The sequence below is a fragment of the Micromonospora sp. NPDC000668 genome (assembly GCF_042897975.1).
In the GTDB taxonomy this organism is placed as follows: Bacteria; Actinomycetota; Actinomycetes; order Mycobacteriales; family Micromonosporaceae; genus Micromonospora.
The window spans coordinates 665282-688940 of sequence record NZ_JBIAYP010000003.1 but is presented as its reverse complement, the minus strand read 5'-3'; the positions used below and the strand labels follow the sequence as shown (position 1 = coordinate 688940).

19 protein-coding genes and 1 pseudogene are annotated in these 23659 nt (G+C 74.2%); 12 read left to right on the top strand and 8 right to left on the bottom strand.

What is annotated here, in order from left to right; genetic code table 11:
- Positions 1-57: 57 nt before the first annotated feature.
- Entirely contained in the window at positions 58-1755 is a 1698-nt protein-coding gene (locus ACFY29_RS19465) for a DEAD/DEAH box helicase (RefSeq protein ID WP_386987910.1), read from the bottom strand.
- A 318-nt stretch (positions 1756-2073) separates the two neighbouring features.
- On the opposite strand from ACFY29_RS19465, the gene ACFY29_RS19460 reads away from it, so the two are divergent.
- The gene (locus ACFY29_RS19460) at positions 2074-2724 is read left to right on the top strand and encodes a ferritin-like fold-containing protein (RefSeq protein WP_386987907.1); all 651 of its coding nucleotides are present in this window, start codon (positions 2074-2076) and stop codon (positions 2722-2724) included.
- Positions 2725-2799: 75 nt separating this feature from the next.
- On the opposite strand, the gene ACFY29_RS19455 is transcribed toward ACFY29_RS19460, so the two are convergent.
- Complete coding sequence (locus ACFY29_RS19455; protein ID WP_030329796.1) at positions 2800-3027, bottom strand: DUF3107 domain-containing protein; 228 nt, start codon at positions 3025-3027, stop codon at positions 2800-2802.
- Positions 3028-3091: 64 nt separating this feature from the next.
- Positions 3092-3730, bottom strand: coding sequence for a TetR/AcrR family transcriptional regulator (locus ACFY29_RS19450; protein WP_328420650.1), 639 nt, complete (start codon positions 3728-3730; stop codon positions 3092-3094).
- 1622 nt (positions 3731-5352) lie between these two features.
- Here ACFY29_RS19450 and ACFY29_RS19445 point away from each other — a divergent pair.
- The 6 genes from ACFY29_RS19445 to ACFY29_RS19420 all read left to right on the top strand — a co-directional run bounded on the left by ACFY29_RS19445 (position 5353) and on the right by ACFY29_RS19420 (position 12711).
- Positions 5353-7599, top strand: coding sequence for a hypothetical protein (locus ACFY29_RS19445; protein ID WP_386988514.1), 2247 nt, complete (start codon positions 5353-5355; stop codon positions 7597-7599).
- A gap of 23 nt (positions 7600-7622) precedes the next feature.
- Positions 7623-8597, top strand: coding sequence for an alpha/beta fold hydrolase (locus tag ACFY29_RS19440; protein WP_386987904.1), 975 nt, complete (start codon positions 7623-7625; stop codon positions 8595-8597).
- Positions 8598-8602: 5 nt separating this feature from the next.
- A complete protein-coding gene (locus ACFY29_RS19435; RefSeq protein ID WP_386987901.1) occupies positions 8603-9466 on the top strand; it encodes a DUF3152 domain-containing protein in 864 nt (287 codons plus the stop codon).
- 98 nt (positions 9467-9564) lie between these two features.
- Positions 9565-10392, top strand: a complete 828-nt coding sequence (locus tag ACFY29_RS19430) for a DUF3152 domain-containing protein (protein WP_386987898.1) — start codon at positions 9565-9567, stop codon at positions 10390-10392.
- 122 nt (positions 10393-10514) lie between these two features.
- Positions 10515-11696 carry an adenylyltransferase/sulfurtransferase MoeZ gene (gene moeZ, locus ACFY29_RS19425; RefSeq protein WP_386987895.1) on the top strand — a complete coding sequence of 394 codons (1182 nt, stop codon included), beginning with the start codon at positions 10515-10517 and terminating at the stop codon, positions 11694-11696.
- Between the two features lie 127 nt (positions 11697-11823).
- On the top strand, positions 11824-12711 hold the full coding sequence (locus ACFY29_RS19420) for a prenyltransferase/squalene oxidase repeat-containing protein (RefSeq protein WP_355602004.1): 888 nt from the start codon (positions 11824-11826) through the stop codon (positions 12709-12711).
- A 16-nt stretch (positions 12712-12727) separates the two neighbouring features.
- Here ACFY29_RS19420 and ACFY29_RS19415 read toward each other — a convergent pair whose 3' ends face one another.
- The gene (locus ACFY29_RS19415; protein WP_386987892.1) at positions 12728-13969 is read right to left on the bottom strand and encodes a glutamate-5-semialdehyde dehydrogenase; all 1242 of its coding nucleotides are present in this window, start codon (positions 13967-13969) and stop codon (positions 12728-12730) included.
- A 29-nt stretch (positions 13970-13998) separates the two neighbouring features.
- A complete protein-coding gene (gene proB, locus ACFY29_RS19410; RefSeq protein WP_328420640.1) occupies positions 13999-15156 on the bottom strand; it encodes a glutamate 5-kinase in 1158 nt (385 codons plus the stop codon).
- A 13-nt stretch (positions 15157-15169) separates the two neighbouring features.
- On the opposite strand from proB, the gene ACFY29_RS19405 reads away from it, so the two are divergent.
- The 3 genes and pseudogenes from ACFY29_RS19405 (at position 15170) to ACFY29_RS19395 (ending at position 18465) form a co-directional block, all read left to right on the top strand.
- Entirely contained in the window at positions 15170-15484 is a 315-nt protein-coding gene (locus ACFY29_RS19405; protein WP_328420638.1) for an MGMT family protein, read from the top strand.
- A 32-nt stretch (positions 15485-15516) separates the two neighbouring features.
- Positions 15517-16957: pseudogene (locus ACFY29_RS19400) on the top strand (MFS transporter).
- The gene (locus tag ACFY29_RS19395; RefSeq protein WP_386987888.1) at positions 16954-18465 is read left to right on the top strand and encodes a pyridoxal phosphate-dependent decarboxylase family protein; all 1512 of its coding nucleotides are present in this window, start codon (positions 16954-16956) and stop codon (positions 18463-18465) included. The pseudogene ACFY29_RS19400 and the gene ACFY29_RS19395 overlap by 4 nt, the downstream one beginning before the upstream one ends.
- A 67-nt stretch (positions 18466-18532) precedes the next feature.
- On the opposite strand, the gene ACFY29_RS19390 is transcribed toward ACFY29_RS19395, so the two are convergent.
- Positions 18533-19735 carry a hypothetical protein gene (locus ACFY29_RS19390; RefSeq protein WP_386987885.1) on the bottom strand — a complete coding sequence of 401 codons (1203 nt, stop codon included), beginning with the start codon at positions 19733-19735 and terminating at the stop codon, positions 18533-18535.
- Positions 19728-20288 carry an RNA polymerase sigma factor gene (locus tag ACFY29_RS19385; protein ID WP_386987882.1) on the bottom strand — a complete coding sequence of 187 codons (561 nt, stop codon included), beginning with the start codon at positions 20286-20288 and terminating at the stop codon, positions 19728-19730. The genes ACFY29_RS19390 and ACFY29_RS19385 overlap by 8 nt, the downstream gene beginning before the upstream one ends.
- Positions 20289-20511: 223 nt before the next feature.
- Between ACFY29_RS19385 and ACFY29_RS19380 the strand changes: the two genes are divergently transcribed.
- Positions 20512-21093, top strand: coding sequence for an NADH-quinone oxidoreductase subunit B family protein (locus tag ACFY29_RS19380; protein ID WP_328420630.1), 582 nt, complete (start codon positions 20512-20514; stop codon positions 21091-21093).
- An 88-nt stretch (positions 21094-21181) separates the two neighbouring features.
- On the top strand, positions 21182-22498 hold the full coding sequence (locus tag ACFY29_RS19375; protein ID WP_386987879.1) for a DUF2252 domain-containing protein: 1317 nt from the start codon (positions 21182-21184) through the stop codon (positions 22496-22498).
- A gap of 16 nt (positions 22499-22514) precedes the next feature.
- On the opposite strand, the gene ACFY29_RS19370 is transcribed toward ACFY29_RS19375, so the two are convergent.
- Complete coding sequence (locus ACFY29_RS19370) at positions 22515-23561, bottom strand: glucose 1-dehydrogenase (protein WP_328420626.1); 1047 nt, start codon at positions 23559-23561, stop codon at positions 22515-22517.
- Positions 23562-23659: the final 98 nt, after the last annotated feature.

Genomic DNA, 23659 nt, shown 5'->3' with positions numbered 1-23659 from the left:
GGGAACATCCCCCGTACCGCGCGGGGCGGTGCGGGGGATGTCGGGTGTGGCTGTGGGTCAGTCCGCGGTCGCCTCGGCCGGCGTACCCGCGCCGGAACCGCCACCACGGCGACGCCGGCGGCGACGCGGCTTCGACGGCTCACCGTCGGCGCTGGCGGCTGGCTCGGCCGGAGCCACCTCGGTGGAGATCACCGCGGTCGGCTCGCCCGCGACCGCCTCGCCGGCCCGGCGGCGACGCCGGCGGCGCGGGGTACGGGTGCCCTCCTCGTCGGCGGCGGTGTCCGCGGGTGCCTCGGCGGCCGGCGTGCCGGCGTCGGTGCGGTCCCGGCGGTCATCGCCCCGGCCGCGGCGCTCGCCCCGGCCGTCGCTCCTGCCCTCGCCGCGGCTCTCACCGCGTCGGGAGCCCCGGCCACCGCTGTCGCCCCGGCGGGAACGGGTCCCGCCCAGGTCCTCCTCGATCTCGGCCGAGAGCCCGGCCCTGGTCCGCTCCGCGGTGGGCAGGGTGCCGGCAACACTGGTGGAGATGTGCAGGTCGGTGTAGAGGTGCGGAGACGTGTGGTACGTCTCCGGCGGCTCCGGCATCTCCAGACCCAGGGTCTTGTCGATGATCCGCCAGCGCGGCATGTCGTCCCAGTCGACGAAGGTCACCGCGACACCGGTCGCGCCAGCCCGGCCGGTGCGGCCGATCCGGTGGGTGTAGGTGTCCTGGTCTTCCGGGCAGTCGTAGTTGATCACGTGGGTGACGCCGGTGACGTCCAGCCCGCGGGCTGCCACGTCGGTGGCGACCAGGATGTCGATCTTTCCGGCCCGGAACGCCCGCAGCGCCCGCTCGCGGGCACCCTGGCCGAGGTCACCGTGCACCGCGGCGACCGCGAACCCGCGGAAGTCGAGGTCCTCGGCGACCCGGTCGGCGGCCCGCTTGGTGCGGGTGAAGATCATCGTCAGCCCGCGCCCCTCGGCCTGGAGGATCCGGGCCACGATCTCGACCTTGTTCATCGAGTGGGTGCGGTAGACCAGTTGCTGGGTCTGCGGCGACGGGCCGGTCTCGGCGGTGTGGCCGGCGTGGATCGTCATCGGCTGGCGCAGGAAGCGCCGGGACAGGGTGACGATCGGGTCCGGCATGGTGGCCGAGAAGAGCATGGTCTGCCGATCCTCCGGCAGCATCGCCAGGATCTTCTCGACGTCGTCGAGGAAGCCCAGGTCGAGCATCCGGTCGGCCTCGTCGAGCACCAGCGCGTGTACGCGGTCCAGACGCAGGTGCTTCTGCTTGGCCAGGTCGAGCAGCCGGCCGGGGGTGCCGACCAGGACCTCGACGCCCTTGCGCAGCGCGTCGATCTGCGGCTCGTACGCCACGCCGCCATAGATCGGCAGCACCCGGACGCCCCGCGTCCGGCCGGCGGCGGCCAGGTCCTTGGCGACCTGGATGCCCAGCTCACGGGTGGGGACGACGACCAGGGCCTGCGGCACGCCGTCGCTGCCCTCGTTCGGCGCGAAGACCCGCTCCAGCAGCGGTACGCCGAAGCCGAGGGTCTTGCCGGTACCGGTGGGCGCCTGGCCGATCAGGTCGACGCCACGGAGCGCGATCGGGATCGCGTACTCCTGGATGGCGAAGGCGCGGGTGATGCCGGCCGCGGCCAGTGCCTCGACGGTCTCTTCGCGGGCGCCGAGTGCGGCAAAGGTGGGAGCCTCGGGTCGAACCGGGGCGGTGGGGGCCAGTTCCTGGCCGTCCATCAGATCTTGAGTCAGCTCGCTCATATGGATTTGGGGGTGCCCTCTCGTGGGTGCGCCCCATCATGTCCTCAGGGCGCTGTCGGTATGACGCGGGCCACACGGTCGGGGGCAGACTGCCGAGCCGGACCGGGCCGCACGCGCGCCGCGGGCTGAGCTTCGATCAGATCGGCGCCCACGGCAACTGCTCTATGCTACCTGAACAGGCAGGCACCCGTCCCGATTCCCCGTCGGGCACCCGCCACGCGGGGGCATCAGATGTGACCTGCGTCATACGGTGGGTCGATGTCTGGGTCGTACCACGCGCGGGCCACACCACCGGGCCGCGCACGGTAACCTGCGCTCGTGTCCGCGCCGACCACCCCCGGTCCCGCCGTCGCCGACCTGCTGGGCCTGGTCGCCTTCGGTGAGTTGCTCGCCTTCGAACGGATGGCCGGCGACGCCCGGCTCGCGCCCGACCTGCGCCGCCGTGCCGCACTGAGCGAGATGGCCGCGGCCGAGATCGCCAACTACCGCCGGCTCGCCGACCGACTCACCGCGCTGGGCGTGCCGCCCGAGGACGCGATGGCACCCTACGTGCGGCCGTTGCAGGCGTACCACGACTCGACCGAGCCGCGGGACTGGGCGGAGGTGGTGACCAAGGCGTATGTCGGCGACGCCATCACCGACGACTTCGTCCGGGAGATCGCCGACGCGCTGGACGAGCCCGACCGGCAGTTGGTGCTGGATGTGCTGCACGACTCCCGGTACGCGGAGTTCGCCGCCGCCGAGATCCGGGTGGCGGTCGCCGCCGACCCCCGGGTGGCCGACCGGCTCTCCATGTGGGCCCGGCGGCTGGTCGGCGAGGCGCTGTCCCAGGCCGGCCGGGTCGCCGCCGAGCGGGCCGCGCTCACCACGTTGATCGCGCAGGGCGACCGGGTCGACGTGTCGGGGCTGTTCCGGCGGCTCACCGCCGCGCATACCGCTCGGATGGCCGCCGTCGGGCTCAACAACTGACCACCCGGGCCGCCGGGTGCGGTGCCGGCCCGCGGCAGGTGGGCCAGCGCCGACCTGCCGCGACGGCCGGACCGGTCAGCGGACGGTGAAACCGACCGCCCGGGGCGACGCTTCGGCGATCTCGACGTACGCGACCTTCTCGACCGGCACGATGACCCGCCGGCCCTTCTCGTCGGTCAGGGAGAGCGTGCCGCCGTTGCCGGCGAAGGCGTCGGTCACGATCTGCTCGATCTCGGCCGGCGACTGCGCGCTGTCCAGAACCAGCTCGCGCGGCGCGTACTGCACGCCGATCTTGACCTCCACTGTGCCTCCTCAACTGGGGCGAAAGAACCGCCCTGCGAAGGCTATCCGATCACGGGGGCAGTGGTCAGGCTGACTCACCTTGCAGCGGGAAGCTCGCGATGCCCCGCCAGGACAACGCGGCCACCAACGCCTCGGCCTCGGCCTTCGGCACCTGCCGGCCGCCGGCCAGCCAGAACTGCGCCGCCGTCTCGGCCGCACCGACCAGCCCGGAGGCGAGCAGCTCGGCGTGCGCCCGGCTCACCCCGGTGTCGGAGATGATGGTGTCGGTGATCGCGGCGATGCAGCCCTGCTCGACCCGCTCGACGCGTTGCCGCACCGCTGGGTCGTTGCGCAGGTCCGACTCGAAGACGAGCCGGAACGCCTCGCTCTCGTGATCGACGAAGTCGAAGTACGCCCGCACCGACGCGCCGACCCGCTCCTTGTTGTCGTTGGTGCCGCGCATCGCGTCGTGCACCTTGGCGACGATGGCGTCACAGTGCGTGTCCAGCAGAGCCAGGTAGAGATCCATCTTTCCCGGGAAGTGCTGATAGAGCACCGGCTTGGAGACCCCGGCCCGCTCGGCGATGTCGTCCATCGCGGCGGCGTGGTAGCCCTGCGCGACGAAAACCTCCTGCGCCGCCGCCAGCAACTGCTTGCGGCGCGCGGAACGAGGCAGGCGGGTGGGCCTGCCGGCGGTCTGCGCACCGTTGCCCGCAGCGGTCATGGGTTCCTCCGAGTTCTGCGTACGAGCCGGCATTTTCCCCCCAGACCGGGCGAAGCCCGTGACCCGCGTCGTGGAAATGGCCCGCCGCTGTAACTTATCGCCACTGTCACCACACGGTAGCCTCAGCGAGGGCGACCAAGGAGCGCGCGGTGAGTGAAACAGGGCAACCCGGAGTCCCCACCCCGGGAGAGCACGGCGACGGAGCGGGTCAGCACGACGACCCGGGCCGTCCCGTCAGCGGGTGGGCGCCCTCGGTGGGCGGATGGTCCCGCGCTGCCGAGCACGAGGGTGCCCAGGAGCAGACACCGCGTTGGCAGCCCGACCCCGCGTCCGGTTGGCGCACCTCTTCCTCGCGACACGGCGACCTGCCGCCACCTGTGTCCGGGCTGCCCGACGACCTCCAGCCGCCGGCCCGGGTCAACGGCCACCACGCCAACGGCGTCCGCCACGCAGGCACCGAGGCCAATGGCGTCCGCCACCCTGGCGCCGAGCCCTCGGCGGGCCGGCCCGCGCCGGTGAGCGCGCCGCCCGGGTTGACCGCCGAGGACCGGCCCGACCAGGCCGGCGACCGGCTGGTGGTGCCCGCCCAGCGCCCCGCACCGCCGCCGGAGCAGGGGACCGGCGAGCCCGACACCGGCCCCGCCCCGCACTCCACTGCGGACCCGGCCCGCGGCCACAGCGCCCGCTGGGCCGAGCCCGGTCTGCCGACCTCGGCGCCGCCGGACGTCCAGGTGCCGCCCGTCGGCACCGCCGCCTCGGGCTTCGAGGTCCCGCCCGGCTTCCACGCGCCCACCGCCGAGCGGCTGGCCACCGACGAACCGCCGGCCGCGCCGCGCGGCTGGCGGGATCCGCTCACCCCGGACGCGTCGGCTGAGCCGGGACGCACCCCGGACGGGGCCGGGCACGCCGAGGACTCCGATCCGGGTCGCGCCGCCAGGGGCGACCGCGGCGGGGACGTGCCCCGGGCCGGTGAGCCTCCGACCATCGAGCCGGACTGGTCCGGGCCGAGCTGGAACCGCCCGAGCTGGGGCAGCGGCTGGGCCCCGCCCTGGTCGCGGCAGGATGGCGAGCCGGTTGGCCGCCCGGCCCGGGACGAGCCCGCGCCGGGCTTGGTCGCCGAGCCCAACCGGCCGTACGAGCCGGCGCGCGTGGAGTCACCCCGCCCCTACGAGCCCGTACGCGTCGACCCGCCGCGCGGGCGCGACATCGCCCGAGACGAACCTGAGCCCGAGGCGTCGCCGGAGCGGGTCGCCAAGCGCGGCCCGGCCGATCGCCCCTCCTGGGCGGGCGGACGCCCTGCGACGAGCCCTACCAGCCCAGCCCCGAATTCGTCGTCCGAGGCCGGCCCGGCGGACCGGCCTTCCTGGGCGGGCGGGCCGGCAGCCGAGCCGACCAGCGCGCCGCCGACGGACCGCCCATCCTGGGCCGGTTCGGCGCCGACCGCTGTCCCGCCGGCCGATCGGTCGCTCCGGGCCGGCGGCGCGGACCCGACACCGACCAGCGGGCCACCGGTGCCGCGCGCTGCGCCGCCCGCCACCGATCGCCCCTCCTGGGCCGGCGGCCCCACGCCGATCAGTGGCCCACCGGCCGATCGCGCCTCCTGGGCGGGCGGGTCCGCTCCGATCAGTGGCCCACCGGCCGATCGCGCCTCCTGGGCGGGCGGGTCCGCTCCGACCAGTGGCCCACCGGCCGATCGCCCCTCCTGGGCCGGCGGGTCCGCTCCGACCAGCGGCCCACCGGCCGAGCGGCCCTCCCGGGCCGATTCCGCGCCGAGTAGTGCCGCACGCGCCGATCGGGCGTCCTGGGCCGGCGGCCCGGACCCGGCGCCCACCAGCGGCGCGCCGTCCCCGCCGTCCTGGGCCGGTCCGGCCCCGACCAGTGCCCCGCCGCCCGGCCGGCCGTCCTGGGCCGGCGGTTCGGACCCGGCGCCGGCCAGCGCCCGGCCGTCGCGCCCGTCCTTGGCTGGTGAATCAGCCCCGACTGGCGGGTCGGCCCCGGCCAGTGGCCCGCCAGCCCGGGCCGGCGACCCTGCGCCCACCAGTGCGCCCCCTGTCCAGCGGCCGTCCTGGGCCGACCCCGCGCCGACCGAAGCACCGCCACCGGCGCCGCCCGAGGCGCCGGCCGGACCACCTCCGGTGCTGGCCGACGCGCCACCGGCCCCGGCCGGACCGGCGCTGCTGAGGGAGCGGCCCTCCTGGGCCGGCGGGTCGCCGACGACCCCGACGACCCCGACCCCGACGACCCCGATGCGGGCCGAGCGACCCGACTGGTCCGAGGGACGCATTCCGGCTGGCACCCCGACCGAGCGCCCTTCCTGGCCGGTCAGTCGGTCGGCGAGCACGCCCCGCGCGAGCGGCGCGGATGAGCCGTCCGGCCCGCTCCGGCCCGAAGCCCGGCCGGCCGCACCGTTCCGGCTCCGGTCGGAGACTCCCGAGCCGCCCCTGCCGTCCCCGGTCGAGCCGTCCCGCTCAGCTCCCTCGGCGACCGGCACGTCACCAGCAGCCATCCCGCCGACCTCGACCGGTGTCGCCCCTGCCACGAGCGGGCCCGGGCGCCGCGACCGGACCTCACCCGCGCCCGCCCCGACGAGCGCCCCTCCCTACGCGGCTCGCCGATCCGCCCCCGACCCGGCGTCGCCGACCGAACCGGCCGACGACGGTCGGTCGTCGGACCCGACGTTGGCGGTGCTGCCGCAGCGCGTCCCTGCGGAACCGGACGTGCCCGTCGTGCCGGAGCCGCCAGCCGTGGAGCCACCCGCAGAAACCCCTGAGCTCGCCCGCATCGCCACCCACCTGCGCCGCGACGACGAACCCGCACCGCTGCGGGAGCGCCCCGAGGGGTTCGACGTCAACGCCATCCTGGACGCCGTTCGGGAAGTTGCCGGCGTACGCGACGCCGCGCTGCGCCGTACCCCGGCCGGCGCGCACAGTCTCCGGCTGGACCTGTCCGACGGCGCCGACCCGGCCGACGTGAGCCGACAGGTGGCCCGGCTGCTTCAGGAGCGGATGGGGCTGGCCGCCGCACCGCAGAACCTGCCCGGCCCGCCGACCACGCCGGTCCCGCCGGTCCGCCGTCGGGCTGTCGAGCCCCGGGCCGCCGAGCGGCGTGCCCCGGAGCCCCGGAGCGCCGACCCCCGGAGTGCCGAGCCGCGCGACGCCGGTGCGGAACTCCGTACCGGCGAGGTGCTGCCCACCGGGTCGCCCACGGTCGGTCGGCCGTCGGGTGGTCGGGTCGAGGCCACGCCCGTAGGCCCTGAGCAGGAGGTCGGGGCGGACGGCTCGCGTCGCCGCCGGCCGAGCGCCCCGCACCGGGGTCGCGCCACGGTGGAGGAGCCGGGCTCGGTCTCGGCCGCGCCCGCTGGCGCGGCAACCGGCAGTCCGGCGACGGCCGGTACGTCGTACTCCGGTGGTCAGGTGACCACGACGGAGTCGGCACCGTCCCGACCGCTGGACACCGGCGGCGCGCCGGGGCCGCGGGTGGTGATCGACCATGTCCAGGTCAGCACCTTCGGCCTGGACGCGAACGTGGAGGTCCGGCTGCTGGCCGGCGGCGAGAGTGCCGCCGGGTACGCCACCGGGCCGGCGGTCGACGGCTACGTGCTGCGGCTCTGCGCGGTCGCGGCGGCCGCGGCCGTGGACGAGTTGCTGCGCGGCGCCGAGAACGCCGAGCGGGGGCGCTGCTTCGTCGAGCACGCGGCGGTGGTGCCGCTCGGCAACTGCGAGGTGGCCACCGTGGTGGTGCTGCTGGTCTGTGACGGCTGGGTCGAGCAGCTCGCCGGCTCGGCCCTGGTCGCCGGTGACCCGCGCCAGGCGGTGGTCCGTGCGACGCTGGCGGCGGTCAACCGAAGGCTGGAAGCGCTGCTGTCCTGAGTGGTCCAGGGCAGACTGGAGCGATGAAGCGCGCCACCCTCTGGCCGGACCATCTCCTTCCCGAGGACCGGGTCCCGCCGCCGTGGCCGGGTCGGGAGGTCCGCCTCGACGGCGTGGTCACGTACGTGCGGGACACCCCGGCCACCGCCATCGGCGCGGAGCCGGCGCTGTATGTGCACGGGCTGGGCGGCTCGTCGCAGAACTGGACCGACCTGGCCGGGCTGCTCGCCGACCGGCTGGACGGCCAGGCCATCGACCTGCCCGGGTTCGGCCGCAGCGAGCCGGGCCGCCGCTACACCATTCCGGCCTTCGCCGATCTGGTGGTCCGCTGGATCGAGCACTCCGGTCGAGGGCCGGTGCACCTGTTCGGCAACTCCCTGGGCGGTGCGGTCGCGGTCCAGGTGGCCGGGCTCCGGCCCGACCTGGTCCGTACCCTCACCCTGATCTCTCCTGCGCTGCCGTTCCTGGATTTCCGTCGTTCGTTGCAGGGGCGGATGCTGCCGGTGCTGGCCATCCCCGGGGGTGAACGGTTGGTCGCCTGGCGGCTCACCCAGCTCGCCCCCGAGGTCATGGCTGAGCAGGTCCTGGAGGCCTGCGTCGCCGACCTCAGCCGGATCTGCGAGCAGCGTCGTGCCGAGGCGCTGGAGGAGATCCTGGTGCGCTACGAGGCGGAGCACTACGCGTCTGCGTACGTCCGGACGTTCCGCGGGTTGGTCTCCAGCTTCCTGCGGTCGTACCTGCCGGGGCCGGGCTCGCTGTGGCGGCTCGCCGCGGCGGTGCGCGCGCCGACCCTGGTGGTGGGCGGCCGGCAGGACCGGCTGGTCGACGTGCGGGTCGCGCCGCAGACCGCCCGGACCATCCCGGACAGCCGGCTGCTGATGCTCGACGGCGTCGGCCACGTGGCGCAACTGGAGGTACCTCGACTGGTGGCCCGGGCGGTTGTCGGCCTGCTCGCCGAAACGGAGGAGACCGCCCGGCGGCCTGATCTGGCAGGCTGAACCGGGTGCCCACCCCCGCCCGCCGCCCCGGTCACCGTCAGCGGCGATTCGCGTTGATCGCCCAACTGGTGGCCGTGGTGCTGGCCGTCGGCGCGGCGGTTTCCGTGATCGCCGAAGGGCCGGGCGGGCACCCCGGCGCCGAGCGGCTGGCCGCTGAGGAGATCCGCACACCGTCGCCGGCCGCACCGCCTCCCCTGCTGGCGGCGCCGCTGCGGCCGTCGGCCGACCCGTCGCCTGCCGCGCCGCCGAGCCCGTCCCCGGTGCTGCGGCTGTCCGGGGCGGTGCCGACCGCCGGCACCGGCCGGTTCGGTTACGACGACCGCGCCGGCCCGGTGCTGGGCCGCGCGGGCGAGCTGCGGCGCTATCGGGTGGCGGTCGAGTCCGGCAGTGGCGAGGACGCCGCCGCGTTCGGGGAGGCGGTCCAGACCGCGCTCGCCGGGCCGGGCAGTTGGGTCGACAGCGGCCGGCTGCGGTTGCAGCAGGTGCCCGAGGGCTCGCCCCGGGACTTCACCGTCTACCTGGCCACGGCCCGTACGGCGGGCCGGATGTGCGCCGACGGTGGGGTGGACATCCGGGTCGGCGGCCGGCCGTACACGTCCTGCCGGACGCCGGGCAGGGTGATCATCAATCTGGATCGGTGGCGGCTGTCCGTGCCGCACTACGTCCAGGCCGGTGTGCCGCTGTCGGTCTACCGGACGTACGTGGTCAATCACGAGGTTGGCCACCAGTTGGGGCACCGGCACGAGCGCTGCCCAGGCTCCGGTCGGCCAGCGCCGGTGATGATGCAGCAGACCCTCTTCCTGCACGGGTGCCGGGTGAATCCGTGGCCGTACCTGGACGGTCGCCGCTACGCCGGTCCTCCGCTCTGAGCGCCTCCACGGCACCCAATCGACGCCTTTATAAGGCGTCTTGCGTTATTAGCGGTGAAAGCGGAGAAATGCCCGATTAATCTGGCAGGCTGGACGTCATGACGCCGTCGTCCCCTTACGGCCCGCCCGAATCGCCCGGCCGACCCGCATACCGGGCGTCGGACGCGCGGCCTGCACTGTTCCGGATGCGCCGGCGACGCCGCCGCAGTCTGCTGCTCGGTCTGGTGGTCGTGCTCGCCGTCGGCGCCGGAGTGACGCTGACGTGGGGCGGCGAACCGCCAGCCGAGGCGCCCGCGGCCACCCAGGGCCGGGTGGGTCACGGCGGGGGAGTGGGCGCGCACCCGGCGCCCACCAGTTACCCGTCGGTCGGCGCGGGACGGTTCACCGCGGCCGACGGTGAGACCCCGGTGCACGGCGAGGACGGGCCGCTGCGCCGTTACCGGGTCGTGGTCGAGCACGGCACCGGCCAGGACGCCGACGCCTTCGCCGGCACGGTGGACGAGGCGCTGACCGACCCGCGCAGCTGGATCGCCTCCGGTGAGCTGCGCGTGCAGCGGGTGGCCGATGCGGGGGCCGCCGACTTCACGATCTACCTGGCCACCCCGGTCACCTCCGAGCGGATGTGCGCCGAGGGCGGGCTGACCACCGAGCGGTACACCTCCTGCCGGCTCCCCGGCCAGGTCATCATCAATCTGGCCCGCTGGATGGAGGCGGTCCCCGACTACGGCGCGCCGCTGGAGACGTACCGCACCTACGTGATCAACCACGAGGTGGGCCACGAGTTCGGTGAGGAGCACGAGGGCTGCCCGGGCCCGGGCCAGCCGGCGCCGGTGATGCAGCAGCAGACGTACGGCCTGGAGGGCTGCGTCGCCAACGCCTGGCCCTACCTCGACGGCCGTCGGTACGCGGGGGACCTCGTCCCCTGATCGATGGGTCCGTCGGTTATTCCCCTCCCGCATTGCGGGCCACGTGTCCTCCCTCATGGCCGAGCGGTGCCCCGGCGAGCAACAATGGCGCGGTTCACACCGCCGATCCCGGGGAGTCCACCGTGTCGTTGCCCCCGCTCGTCGAGCCCGCCGCCGAGCTGACCGTTGACGAGATCCGCCGCTACTCCCGCCACCTGATCATTCCGGACGTCGGGGTGACCGGGCAGAAGCGGTTGAAGAACGCCCGGGTGCTCTGTGTCGGCGCCGGTGGCCTCGGCTCGCCCGCCCTGATGTATCTCGCCGCGGCCGGGGTCGGCACGCTCGGCATCATCGACTTCGACACCGTCGACGAGTCCAACCTCCAGCGCCAGATCATCCACGGCGTGTCCGACGTCGGCCGGTCCAAGGCCGAGTCCGCCGCCGCCTCGATCCGCGAGATCAACCCGCTGGTCAACGTGGAGATCCACAACACCGCGCTGGACCGGGAGAACGTCCGTGAGATCTTCGCCCAGTACGACCTGATCGTCGACGGCACCGACAACTTCGCCACCCGGTACATGGTCAACGACGCGGCGGTGCTGCTCGGCAAGCCGTACGTCTGGGGCTCGATCTACCGCTTCGACGGCCAGGCATCGGTGTTCTGGGCCGAGCACGGCCCCTGCTACCGGTGCCTCTACCCGGAGCCGCCGCCGCCCGGCATGGTCCCGTCCTGCGCCGAGGGCGGCGTGCTCGGTGTGCTCTGCGCGTCGATCGGCTCGATCCAGGTGAACGAGGCGATCAAGCTGCTCACCGGCATCGGTGAGCCGCTGGTCGGCCGGCTGATGGTCTACGACGCCCTGGAGATGGAGTACCGCAAGATCAAGGTTCGCAAGGACCCGAACTGCGCACTCTGCGGCGAGAACCCGACGGTCACCGACCTGTTGGAGGACTACGAGGACTTCTGCGGCGCGGTCTCCGACGAGGCCCAGGAGGCGGTGGTCGACTCGACCATCACCGCGTTGGAGCTCAAGGAGTGGCAGGACGCCGACAAGGACATCTTCCTGGTCGACGTCCGGGAGCCGGCCGAGTACGAGATCGTCCGGATCCCCGGCGCCACCCTGATCCCCAAGGGCGACATCATCTCGGGCGAGGCGCTGGCCCAGCTGCCGCAGGACCGGCAGATCGTGCTGCACTGCAAGTCCGGTGTCCGCTCCGCGGAGGCGCTCGCCGCGCTCAAGGCGGCCGGGTTCCGCGACGCCGTGCACGTGCAGGGCGGCGTGCTCTCCTGGATCAAGCAGATCGACCCCTCGCTGCCCGCGTACTGACCGGCCGGCCGGGGCGGCGCACACCGCCGCCCCGGCTCCGGCGTGGCCCGGCCGACGCCGTCCGCCGGCGAATCGACGCAAGTGACCCCGAGCAGCCCTCCGAGCGGAGCGACGCAGCCATTCCCGGCTGGCCGATTCCCCGAGGCGGAATCGTGTCTGCGCAGGTAGCGTCTCCGCCGTGGTCGACTTGGAAGCCGCGATCGGGTTCGTCGTGGCGCACGGAGATGCGGTCGAACGTGCCCGCCTCTCCTGGCTGCTCAACGGCACGCCGGTGCCCGCCGAGCTGCTGGAGACGGTCGAGGTCGCCCCGGCTCCCGACGGCGGCTGGCCGGCGACCTGGGGCGGCGAGATGGCCTCGATCGACGCCACCTGCTTCCGGCTCGCCGAGCTGGACGACCTGGGGGCGCTCGGCCGTCCCGCCGCGCGCCGGGCGCTGGACTGGCTGGCGTCCCGGCAGCAGCCCGACGGGGGCTGGGAGGAGGACCCCTCGCTTGCCGGGTCGGCTCCGGAGTGGGCCCGCCCCGGCGACCCGGAGGCGGGGCTCTTCCTCACCGCCAACGCCGGCTTCTGGCTCACCGTCGCCGGCCTGGACGCCCGTGCCGCCGGTCCGCTCGATCACCGGGTCGGCGGGGCGTACGCCGGGGTGGTGCAGGGGGCGGCCCAGTCGATCGCCAAGCGGCTGCGCCCCGACGGCAGTTGGCCGTCCTTCCTGGCCGCCGGTTGGCTGAGCGCGGCGGTGCTGCACCGGCAGGACATGTTCCAGGAGTCGGCGCGGATCCAGGTGGTGCTCGCCGAACGGATGCCCGGGATGTCACCGGGGGACGTGGCCTGGCTGGCGGCCACGCTGCGCCGGGTGGGCATCGACCCGCAGGACTGGATCATGGTGCGGGCGCTTCGCCGGCTGGCAGAGACCCAGCGCAGCGACGGCGGCTGGGAGAGCGACGACGGGCACCAGTTCGACGTGCACTCGACCCTCTCCGCCATCCGGGCCTGCCGGCCGGCGCCGGCCGGCTGAGGCGCGGCCCGTACCGCTAGCGCAGGTGCCCGTCCCCGGTGACCACGTACTTGGTGCTGGTCAGCTCGGGCAGGCCCATCGGGCCGCGGGCGTGCAGCTTCTGCGTGGAGATGCCGATCTCCGCGCCGAAGCCGAACTCGCCGCCGTCGGTGAACCGCGTCGAGGCGTTCACCATGACCGCCGCCGCGTCCACCCGGGCGACGAACTCGCGGGCGGCGCTCGCCGAGTCGGTGAGGATCGCCTCGGTGTGCCCGGTGCCGTAGCGCCGGATGTGCGCGACCGCCGCGTCCAGCGAGTCGACCACCGCGACGGAGATGTCCGCGGAGAGGTACTCGGTGGCGTAGTCCTCCTCGGTGGCCGGGACCACGGCGGCGGAGTGTCCCGCGACCTCGGGCGAACCGTGCACGGTCACGCCGGCCTCGGCGAACGCCGCCAGCATCGGCGGCAGGAACGCGTCCGCGACGTCCGCGTGCACCAGCAGCGACTCGGCGGTGTTGCAGGTGGACAGCCGCTGGGTCTTGGCGTTCAGCGTCACCGCGACGGCCTTCGCCACGTCGGCGGCGGCGTCCACGTAGACGTGGCAGTTGCCCACCCCGGTCTCGATCACCGGCACGGTCGACTCCTCGACCACGGTGCGGATCAGTGACGCGCCGCCGCGCGGGATGAGCACGTCGACCAGCCCTCGGGCGCGCATCAGCTCCTTGACCGACTCGCGGGAGCTGGCGTCGAGCAGCTGCACCGCGTCGGCCGGCAGCCCCGCCCCGGCGACCGCGTCGCGCAGCACCGCGACCAGCGCCGCGTTGGAGTGCGCGGCCGAGGACGACCCGCGCAGCAGCGCCGCGTTGCCGGACTTGAGGCAGATCCCGGCCGCGTCCACGGTCACGTTGGGACGCGCCTCGTAGATGATGCCGACCACCCCGAACGGCACCCGGATCTGGCGCAGTTCCAGGCCGTTGGGCAGGGTCGAGCCGCGGACCACCTCGCCGACCGGGTCGGGTAGCGCGGCCATCTGACGCAGCGCGTCGGCGATGCCGGCCACGCGGCCCGCGTCGAGGGCGAGCCGGTCCAGCACGGCCGCAGTCAGCCCGGCATCCCGGCCGGCCGCCAGGTCCGTCTCGTTGGCGGCGAGGATCTCCGGGGTACGCGCCACCAGGGCGTCGGCCATCGCGGCCAGCGCGGCGTCCTTGGCGGTACGCGTCGCCACGGCCAGTTCCGCGGCGGCGTCCCGCGCCCGTCGGGCCTGCTCGACGACGCTCATCCTGCACTCCTCACGTGATGACAAGCTGCTCACAGCAGTACGAGGTCGTCGCGGTGGACGACCTCCCGTTCGTACGCCGGGCCGAGCGCCGCGGCGAGTTCGGAGGTGGAGCGACCGAGCAGCCCGGGCAGCTCCACCGCGTCGTAGTTGACCAGCCCTCGGGCGACCGGCGCGCCGGCGGTGTCCACCAGGTCGACCGGGTCGCCGGCGGTGAACGTCCCGTCCACGGCGGTGATGCCGGCCGGCAGCAGCGACTTGCGCCGCCCGACGACGGCGGCCACCGCGCCCGGGTCGAGGTGCAGCCGCCCCCGTGGTGAGGTGGCGTGGGCGAGCCAGAACAGCCGGGCCGCCGGGCGCTGCCGCTGCGGGTGGAACAGCGTGCCGACCGGCTCGCCGGCCAGCGCCGGGGCGGCCAGGTCGGCGGCGGTGAGCACCACCGGGATGCCGAAGCCGGTGGCGATCCGGGCGGCCTCGACCTTGGTCACCATGCCGCCGGTGCCGACCCCGGAGCGGCCGGCTTTGCCGATGGCGACCCCGGCGAGGTCGGCCTCGTCGCGGACCTCCGCGATCCGCGTCGAGTGCGGGCGGGCCGGATCGCCGGTCCAGAGTGCGTCCACGTCGGAGAGGAGCAGCAGCAGATCGGCGTGCACCAGCGCGGCCACCAGGGCGGCCAGCCGGTCGTTGTCACCGAACCGGATCTCGTCGGTGGCCACCGTGTCGTTCTCGTTGACGATCGGCACCGCGCGCAGGTCGAGCAGCTTGCGCAGGGTGCGGTACGCGTTGCGGTAGTGCGCCCGTCGGGTGACGTCGTCGACGGTGAGCAGCACCTGGCCGACGGTCAGCCGGTGCCGGGCGAAGCTGGCCGCGTACCGGCCGATCAGCAGGCCCTGCCCGACGCTGGCGGCGGCCTGCTGGGTGGCCAGGTCGCGCGGGCGTCGGGCCAGCCCGAGCGGGGACAGGCCGGCGGCGATGGCGCCCGAGGAGACCAGCACCACCTCGCGCCCCTCGGCGGCGAGCCTGCCGAGAGCGTCGACCAGCGCGTCGACCCGCTCGTCGGCCAGCCCGCCGCTGGCGGTGGTCAACGAGGAGGATCCGATCTTGACGACGACCCGTCGGGCCGCCGTGACTGCGTCGCGCACCCGCCCATTCTGCGTGGTCGGTGCGGCGCGGCCCGGTCGCGTTCCCATATCGTGGCGGACTGTGACTCCGGACGAGTACGTCGAGGCGGTGCTGGACCTGGTCGAGCGGATCCCGCCCGGGCGGGTGATGTCGTACGGCGCGGTGGCCGACGCGCTCGCCGAGCGCTCCGGCCGTGCGTCGGCCCGGCTGGTGGGCAGCATCATGGCCCGGCACGGCGGCTCGGTGCCCTGGCACCGGGTGGTCACCTCCGCCGGTCGGCTGCCCCCGGGGCACGAGCGGGAGGCGCGGGCCCGGCTGCGCGCCGAGGGGGCGCCGCTGCGCGGCGAGGGCGTGGACATCCGGGCCGCGGGTTGGTCGCCGGATGAGGGGATGTGACCGGCGCCATAACGTGAGTAACATTCGGCCCCATGAACCCGCCGCCGGGTGACGCCGGCTCGCCCGCCGCCGGTCCGCTGCCCCGGTCGGTGCACGCCGGGTACTCGCTCGGCTCACTGGCCACCGGCGCGTTCGGCACGGTGCCCGGTCTGCTGCTGCTGCCGTACCTGACCGACACGCTGGGCGTCGCCGCCGGGGTGGCCGCCCTTCTGGTGCTGCTGCCCAAGGCATGGGACGTGCTGGTCAACCCGGTCGCCGGGCGAATCTCCGACCGCACCCGGTCGCGCTGGGGTGCCCGCCGGCCGTACCTGCTCGTCGCCGGCCTCGCCCTCGCCGTGCTCTTCGCGGCCATCTTCGCCGCGCCGTTCGGCAACGGCCCGGCCGCCCCGGCGTACGTGGCTCTCGCCTTCCTCGCCACCGCCACCGCGTTCGCCTTCTTCCAGGTGCCGTACGTGGCGATGCCGGCGGAGCTGACCGACGACTACGCCGAACGTACCCGGCTGATGACCTGGCGGATCGCCGTGCTGGCACTGGCCATCCTGGTCTCCGGCGCGGTCGCCCCGCTGGTGGTGACCGCGAGCGGTGACGGCCTGCCCGGGCACCGGTGGATGGGCCTGTTCGTGGCGGTGCTGATCGCCCTCGGCGCCGTCGGCGCGTTCTTCGGCACCCGGTCCGCGCCGACCGGCACGGTGGGCGGCAGCGAGCCGACGCTGCGCGCCCAGCTCGCTGTGGCCGGTGCCAACCGGCCGTTCCGGGCGCTGCTGATCTGCTTCGTGGTGCAGTCCGCCGGGGTGGCGACCATTCTGGCCGGGGTCAACTACTTCGCCGGGCAGATCCTGCGCGACGAGCAGAGCGGCCCGACCCTGCTCTTCGTCTGCTTCGTCGGGCCGGCGCTGCTGGTGATGCCGCTCTGGACCCGGGTGGGCGCCCGGCTGGGTAAGCGAGCCGCCCTGGTCGCCGCCGCACTGATCCTCGCCGCCGGGGCACTCGCCCTGGTCGCCGCGCCGGCGCTGCCGCCGGTCGCGGTCTATCTCCTGGTCGCGGTGATCGGCGTCGGCTACGCCGGTCAGCAGGTGTTCGCGCTGGCCATGTTGCCGGACTGCATCGCGTACGACACGGCGCGCACCGGCCGGCGGCAGGCCGGCGTCTTCACCGGCCTCTGGACCGCCGGAGAGACCTTTGGTCTGGCCCTCGGCCCGGGCATCTACGGCCTGGTGCTCCAGTTCTCCGGCTACGTCTCCTCCGACACCGGCACGGCGGCTGCCCAGTCTGACACCGCCCGCCTCGGCGTCCTGCTCGGCTTCACCGTCCTGCCCGCCCTGCTGGTAGGTCTCCCCGTCCTCCTCCTGCGCCGCTACACCCTCACCCCCGCCCTCCTCGCCGCAGCCACGCACAACCGGCGCGTCGATCATGGGGTTGTGGTGGGGGACGAAAGCCATTGACTGTCACGAGAAGGGCACCACAGGTCCATGATCGACGAGAACAGGGTGTGGGCCGGGGCGCTGTCCCGGGACGGGGTGGCGGCGGACGTCGCGTTGGCCGAGGTTCGGGAGCTGCGCGCGGGCGATCGGCCGACCCACGGCGGGCGGCTGTTCGCGTACGTCTACGACCCGGCGGTGCCGGGGCTGGACGACCTCGCCGCCGCCGCACACCGGGAGAGCGCGCACGTCAACGGGCTGGACCCGACCGCGTTCCCGTCCCTGCTGGCGATGGAGAACGCGCTGGTCGGCGCGGCCGGCCGGGTGCTCGGCGGTGGGCCGGGCACGACCGCCCCGGACGTGGTCGGCAGTGTCACCAGTGGCGGCACCGAGTCACTGATCCTCGCGGTCAAGGCGGCCCGGGACGCCCACCCCGAGCTGGCCGCACCTCGGATCGTGGTGCCGGCGAGCGCGCACGCGGCGTTCGCCAAGGCGGCGCACTACCTGCGGGTGGCGCTGGACGTGGTGCCGGTCTCCCTGGACACGCTGCGCCCCGACCCGGCCGCGATGGCCGCCGCGATCCGCCCGGAGACGGTGCTGGTGGCCTGCTCCGCGCCGTCGTACGCGCACGGCGTGGTGGACCCGGTCGCGGAGATCGCGGCGGCGGCGGCCGAGGCCGGGGTGCGCTGCCACGTGGACGCCTGCTTCGGCGGCTGGACCCTGCCGTACCTGCGCCGCCTCGGTGCCCCGGTGCCGGCGTTCGACTTCGCGGTACCCGGGGTCACCTCCATCTCGGTCGACCTGCACAAGTACGCGTACGCGCCGAAGGGGGTGTCCGTGCTGCTGCACCGCGACGCCGCGCTGCGCGCCCCGCAGTACTTCGCCTACGCGGACTGGCCCGGCTACACGATGATCAACCCGGTGATCGCCTCCACCCGCTCGGGCGGGCCGATCGCCGCCGCGTACGCGACCCTGCGGCACCTCGGCGACGCCGGGTACCTGGCGCTGGCCGAGCGCACCCGGGAAGCGGTGGCCGGGCTGGCCGCCGCCGTGCGCGGGGTCGACGGGCTGCGGCTGATGGCCGAGCCGGAGTCCACCGTGGTCTGCTTCACCGCCACCGAGGGCGGCCCCGACCTGTTCGTCCTCGTCGACGAGTTGACCGCGCGCGGCTGGCACACCCAGCCGCAGTTGTCGTACGCCGGCCTGCCGGCCAGTGTGCACCTCACGGTGACCGCCGCGGTGGCGCCCCGGGTGGCCGAGTTCGGGCCGGACCTGGCCGACGCGGTGGCGGCTGCCCGGACGGCCGGCCCGGTCCGGCTGCCTGCGGAGTTGAGCGCCGTGGTCGGCGCCCTCACGCCGGACGCGTTGACCCCGGAGCTGGTCGTCGGCCTGGCAGCCGGGCTGGGTCTGGGGGCCGAGCCGGGTCCGGACGGCGACTCGGGCGTCGGGCCGCTGCCCGAGCGGATGGCGCTGGTGAACACGCTGCTCGACGCCGCGCCGCCGGCGCTGCGCGAGCGGCTGCTGGTCGAGTTCGTCGGCCTGCTGCAACGCCCGAGCTGGTGACGGGAGCGACGGCCGTGCCGCACGCCACCCGGCGTGCGGCACGGCCGTCGCGAACCCGTCGAGCGCTTCACCGATAGGCGATCCGGACCACGTTGTCGGCGTCGTGGGTGTCCAGCAGGAAGTTGAACCCGCTGTCCATCGGCCGGGCGTCCACCTCGGCGGTTCCCGTGCCCACCGTGACGCCCTGGCCGGCTCGGAAACTCAGCGTGAGCGTCATCTCGGCCCCTGCCTCCAGCCTGCCCAGGTCGCAGGTCACCGGCTCCTGGGTCGTCTGCGGCTCGTTGCGGCACGGGGCCCAGCCGTCGACGTCCGGGCGCACGACTGGGGGCACGTTCAGCCGCAGCGACACGTACTGGACCGGCCCGGCGCCCCGGTTGCGGATCCGTACCGTCGTCGTACCCGTGTGGGAACCGTCCGACGCGGTGCCGAGCACCAGATCGGTGGCGGTCACGGCGAGATCCGCCGAGTGCGGGTTCGGGCCGAAGCTGGTCGGGCCGGAGACCTGGGCGAAGGCCTCACCCTGCCAGCGGTAGCCACGCCACTGCCGCTGTGACCACTCGCCGGGCCAGCCGCCTCCGGGCGCGATGTCGCCGACCTGCACCCGTACCGTGCCGTCGTCGACGACGTCGAGCGCGAACAGCCATTGCGGCTTGTCCTTGGTCGTCGCCACCACCCGACCCAGCGTGACGGGCCGGCCGGTGCCATCCCGGTCGAAGACGACCACCTGCTGCGGACCGCCGGTGCCGAGCACGCACTGCACCAGCGCCACCGTCTCCACCGCGCCGTCCCCGTCGACGTCGCCGTGGTCGAGCGCCTGGAGCCAGTTCGCGCCCTCCCGGGCGTCGGCGGTGAGCCGTACGCCCGACGTCGGGCAGCCGCGTCCGGCCCGCCACGCCGGCAGGGTCACCGGCGCGCCCAGGAGCTGCGACCGGCTGAGCCGGCCGTCGGGTCCGGGCGAGGTCGGGCTGGCGCTGGTCGCGGAAGGGCTGGCGGTCGGGCTGGGTGGGGCGCTCGACGGCGACACCGGCGCGCTTGGCGTGGGCTCGACCGGACCCGGGCGGAGCTCCGGGTCGTTCATCGCCGCGTACCCGACGGCCGACCCGCTGAACAGCGCGAGCACCACGGTGGTGGTCGCCGCCAACCGGCGACGGCCGCGCCCTCGTGCCGCCCGCCGGACGGCGGCGGGTCCGGGCACCTCGACCTCGGCCAGCACGGTACGGCGGTAGTGGGCGAACTCCTCGGCGAGGCCGAGGGTCTCCTGCTCAGACATCCCGCACCTCCTCGTTGGTGTCGCGTAGGTGTGTCGCGAGGGCAGCCCGCCCCCGGTGCAGCCAGGACTTGACCGTCCCCTCGGCGACCCGTTCCTGGGCGGCGATCTCGGCGATCGACAGGTCGGCGAGGTAGTGCAGTACGACGGCCCGCCGCTGCTTCGGGGGCAACTGCGCCAGCGCAGCGTCGACGGCGACCCGGTCGGGGCTCGGCCCCGCTACGTGCGTCTCCCGCTGCCGCAGCAGCCACGCCTGGGCGGTGCGCAGCCGCCGCCAGCGGTTGTGGGCGAGGTTCCAGGCGACCCGGCGCACCCAGGCCAGCGGGTCCTCGTACCGGGCCAGCCGGTCCCACCGGGTGTACGCCCGGCAGAACGCCTCCTGAACCAGGTCCTGCGCCTGCCCGCGGTCGCCGGTGTACGCGGTGAGCTGCACCACCAGCCCGCGGAAGTGGGCGTGATAGAAGTCGTCGAAGACCAGCTCGGCCGGTGGGGGGACTGTGGTTCCCGGTGGCTCGGGTGGGGGTCCACCCACCCGTACGTCTCTCGTCACAAGCACTCGTCCTCCCCGTGGTGGCCGCAGGCGGTGAGTCCGCCAGCACCGGTCACACAACCGGACGCGTCGGCCGGTTGCGCACGACGGCGGAGGTTCTATGTCGGGTGCGGGACATCCGGGCCCGGCCGTTCTCGGCGCCGTACCCCGATAGAAGTCCACAACGGCCCTCGGGGTTGCCGCCGGACGCTGTGGTTGACTGTCCAGTGGGTGACAGGAGGGGGGCGTCGTGCAGCTACCGGCAGTGCTGGGAGAGCCGATCCGGTTCGTGCTGAACTGGGGGCGCCGCTACTCGCTCTGGGTCTTCAACTTCGGCCTGGCCTGCTGCGCGATCGAGTTCATCGCCACCAGCATGGGCCGGCACGACTTCATGCGGCTCGGCGTCATTCCGTTCGCCCACGGTCCCCGGCAGGCCGACCTGATGGTGGTCTCCGGCACGGTGACCGACAAGATGGCCCCGGCGATCAAGCGGCTCTACGACCAGATGCCGGAGCCCAAGTACGTCATCTCGTTCGGCGCCTGCTCCAACTGCGGCGGCCCCTACTGGGATTCGTACTCGGTGACCAAGGGCGTCGACCAGCTCATCCCGGTCGACGTCTACGTGCCCGGCTGCCCGCCCCGGCCGGAGGCGCTGCTGCACGGCATCCTGCGCCTGCAGGAGAAGATCGCCGCCGAGCAGTCCGGCATCGGCGGGGTGCCCCGCCCGGATCTGCTCGCCGCGCCGCTGGACGCCCCGCCCCGCGAAGCCTCCGCCCCGCGTTCTGTCGACTCGCTCACCGCACCTCCGGTACGCCCGCCCACCGCTGACTGAGACGGCCCCCACCTCGCCCGGTCGGCCCGAGCGGACCAGTCGGTTGTCTGATCACCCGGGGTGGTGGGGCCGGGCTAGCCTGCGGACCATGAGCAACCCCGTGGACCAGCGGTCCGCCCACATCCTGCACGTGCTCACCGAGGAGTTCGGCGCCTCGATGGCGATCGACCCGGCCGCCTTCCGCCGTAAGTTCCGCAAGATGGCGGCGTCGCCGTTCGCGTTCTACCGGGGCAGCGCCGCGCTCTTCTACGCCGACCAGCGCGGCGACTTCGCCGACGACCGGTTCCTGGACGAGCGGACCGGCCGGGTGTGGATCCACGGCGACCTGCACGCGGAGAACTTCGGCACCTACATGAACGCCTCCGGGCAGCTGGTGTTCAACGTCAACGACTTCGACGAGGCGTACGTCGGGCCGTTCACCTGGGATCTGCGGCGGTTCGCGGCCAGCGTGGCGCTGCTCGGCTACAGCAAGGCGCTCTCCGACACGGTGATCGGCAACCTGGTGGCCGGCTTCGCCCGGTCGTACCTGACCGAGCTGCGGGCGATCGCCGCCGGTGGGGACGACGCGATCGGCTCGATCACCCTGGACAACGCCGACGGGGTGCTGCGCCGGGTGCTCCAGCAGGCCCGGCTCAACACCCGGGTCGACCTGCTCGCCACGCAGACCACCATCGACAACTACGAGCGACGCTTCTCCGTGAGCGACGGGGTCTTCGAGATCGACGGGGACACCCGGGCCAAGGTCCTCGCCGCCTTCCAGGGTTACCTGGGCACCCTGCCCACCGCCTCGGCCCGGCCGCGCCCGGTGGCGGCGCAGATCAAGGACGTGGTGCTGCGCAAGGGGGTGGGCATCGGCTCGGCCGGGCTGCCGTCGTACAACCTGCTGCTGGAGGGGCACACCCAGGCACTGGAGAACGACGTCGTCATCTACATGAAGCAGGCGCAGGTGCCGGCGGTGGCCCGGTACGTCACCGACGAGTCGGTCCGGGGCTACTTCCAGCACCAGGGCCACCGGACCGCCGAGTCGCAGCGGGCGTTGCAGGCGCACGCCGACCCGTGGCTGGGCTTCACCGAGCTGGACGGGGCCGGCCAGCTCGTCGCCGAGGTCTCCCCGTACGCCGCCGACCTGGACTGGTCCGACGTCAACGAGCCGGAGGAGCTGACCGGGGTGCTCGTCGACCTCGGCCGGGCGGTGGCCCGGATGCACTCGGTCGCCGACGACGAGTCCAGCCACGACCTGGTGGACTACTCCACCGAGGAGGCGATCGTCGCCGTGGTGGGCGCCGACGAGCCGGGCTTCGTCACCCATCTGGTGGACTTCGCGCACGCGTACGGGCTGCGCGCCCGGGAGGACCACCAGCTCTTCGTGGACCTGTTCCGCAACGGCCGGCTGCCCGGCATCTGAGCCGGCAGCGCGTTGATCAGGAGGCGAACTCCAGCACCACCTTGATGTCGTTCGCCTCGGCGGTGTACGCCTCGGCGTACCGCTCCACCGGCACCCGACGGGTGAGCAGCGATTCGAGCCAGGACTGGTCGGCGCGGGCGAGTGCCTGCGCGGCCATGGTCCAGTGCCGCCGGTTGGCGTTCACCGAACCGAACACGACGTTGTTCTCCAGCACCAGGGCCCGGTTGAGCGCCCCGGCGTCGAAGTCGATGGTCCGGCCGCCGCTGGACACCCCGGCCAGGCAGACGATCCCGGTCGGGGCCGCCTTGCACATCACGTCGATGACCACCGTGGGCGCACCGGTGCACTCGACGACCACGTCCGGATCGAAGGGCAGGTCGTTGACCGGCACCGCGTGGTACGTGGCGCCGAGCGCGGCAACCAGCTCCGGTTTCGGCCCCGAGGTCGCCCGGTCCAGCACGTGGACGGCGAGCCCGCGCTGGGTGGCGAGCAGCGCGGCCAGCAGCCCGATCGGTCCGGCCCCGGTCACCAGGACCGTCTGCGGCTGCCATTCGGCCCGGTGCCCGATCCGCTCGATGTGGTCCCACGCCTTGGCCACCACGCTGGTCGGCTCCAGCAGCATGCCGACCCGGGCCAGTGCCGGGTCGAGCCCGACCGCGAACTCGGGCTCGATCCGCCAGCGGTCGCGGGCGAAACCGGGCAGCGCCTTGATGCCGTGCTCGGTGTACTGCCCGTTGCGGCACATGTCCCACTCGCCGACCGCGCAGTTGGGGCAGGGCACCGGGTCGGGGTGCCGGACGATCCCGGCCACCAGGTCGCCCGGTTGCAGGGTGCCGGTCGGGTCCTCCAGCACCCGGCCCAGCGACTCGTGCCCGATGATCAGGCGGTCCGCGCCGGGCGGCGCCTCGCCGTAATCCCCAGCGATGATCTCGTGGTCGGTGCCGCAGATCCCCACCGCCAGCGCCTCGACCAGGACCGCACCCTCCTCGGGCGGCGGCTCGGGCTGATCCTCGATGAGGCTCAGCGAGTTGGCTACCCCGGGTTTCACAGTCACAGCGCGCACGCCCTCATCTTTCCCCGCCGACCGCCGTGCCGTCCGCAAAGCGGGCAGATCGCCGGGTGCCGGCGGTGGACCGGCGCGGGCCGGGCCCACGCGGGACA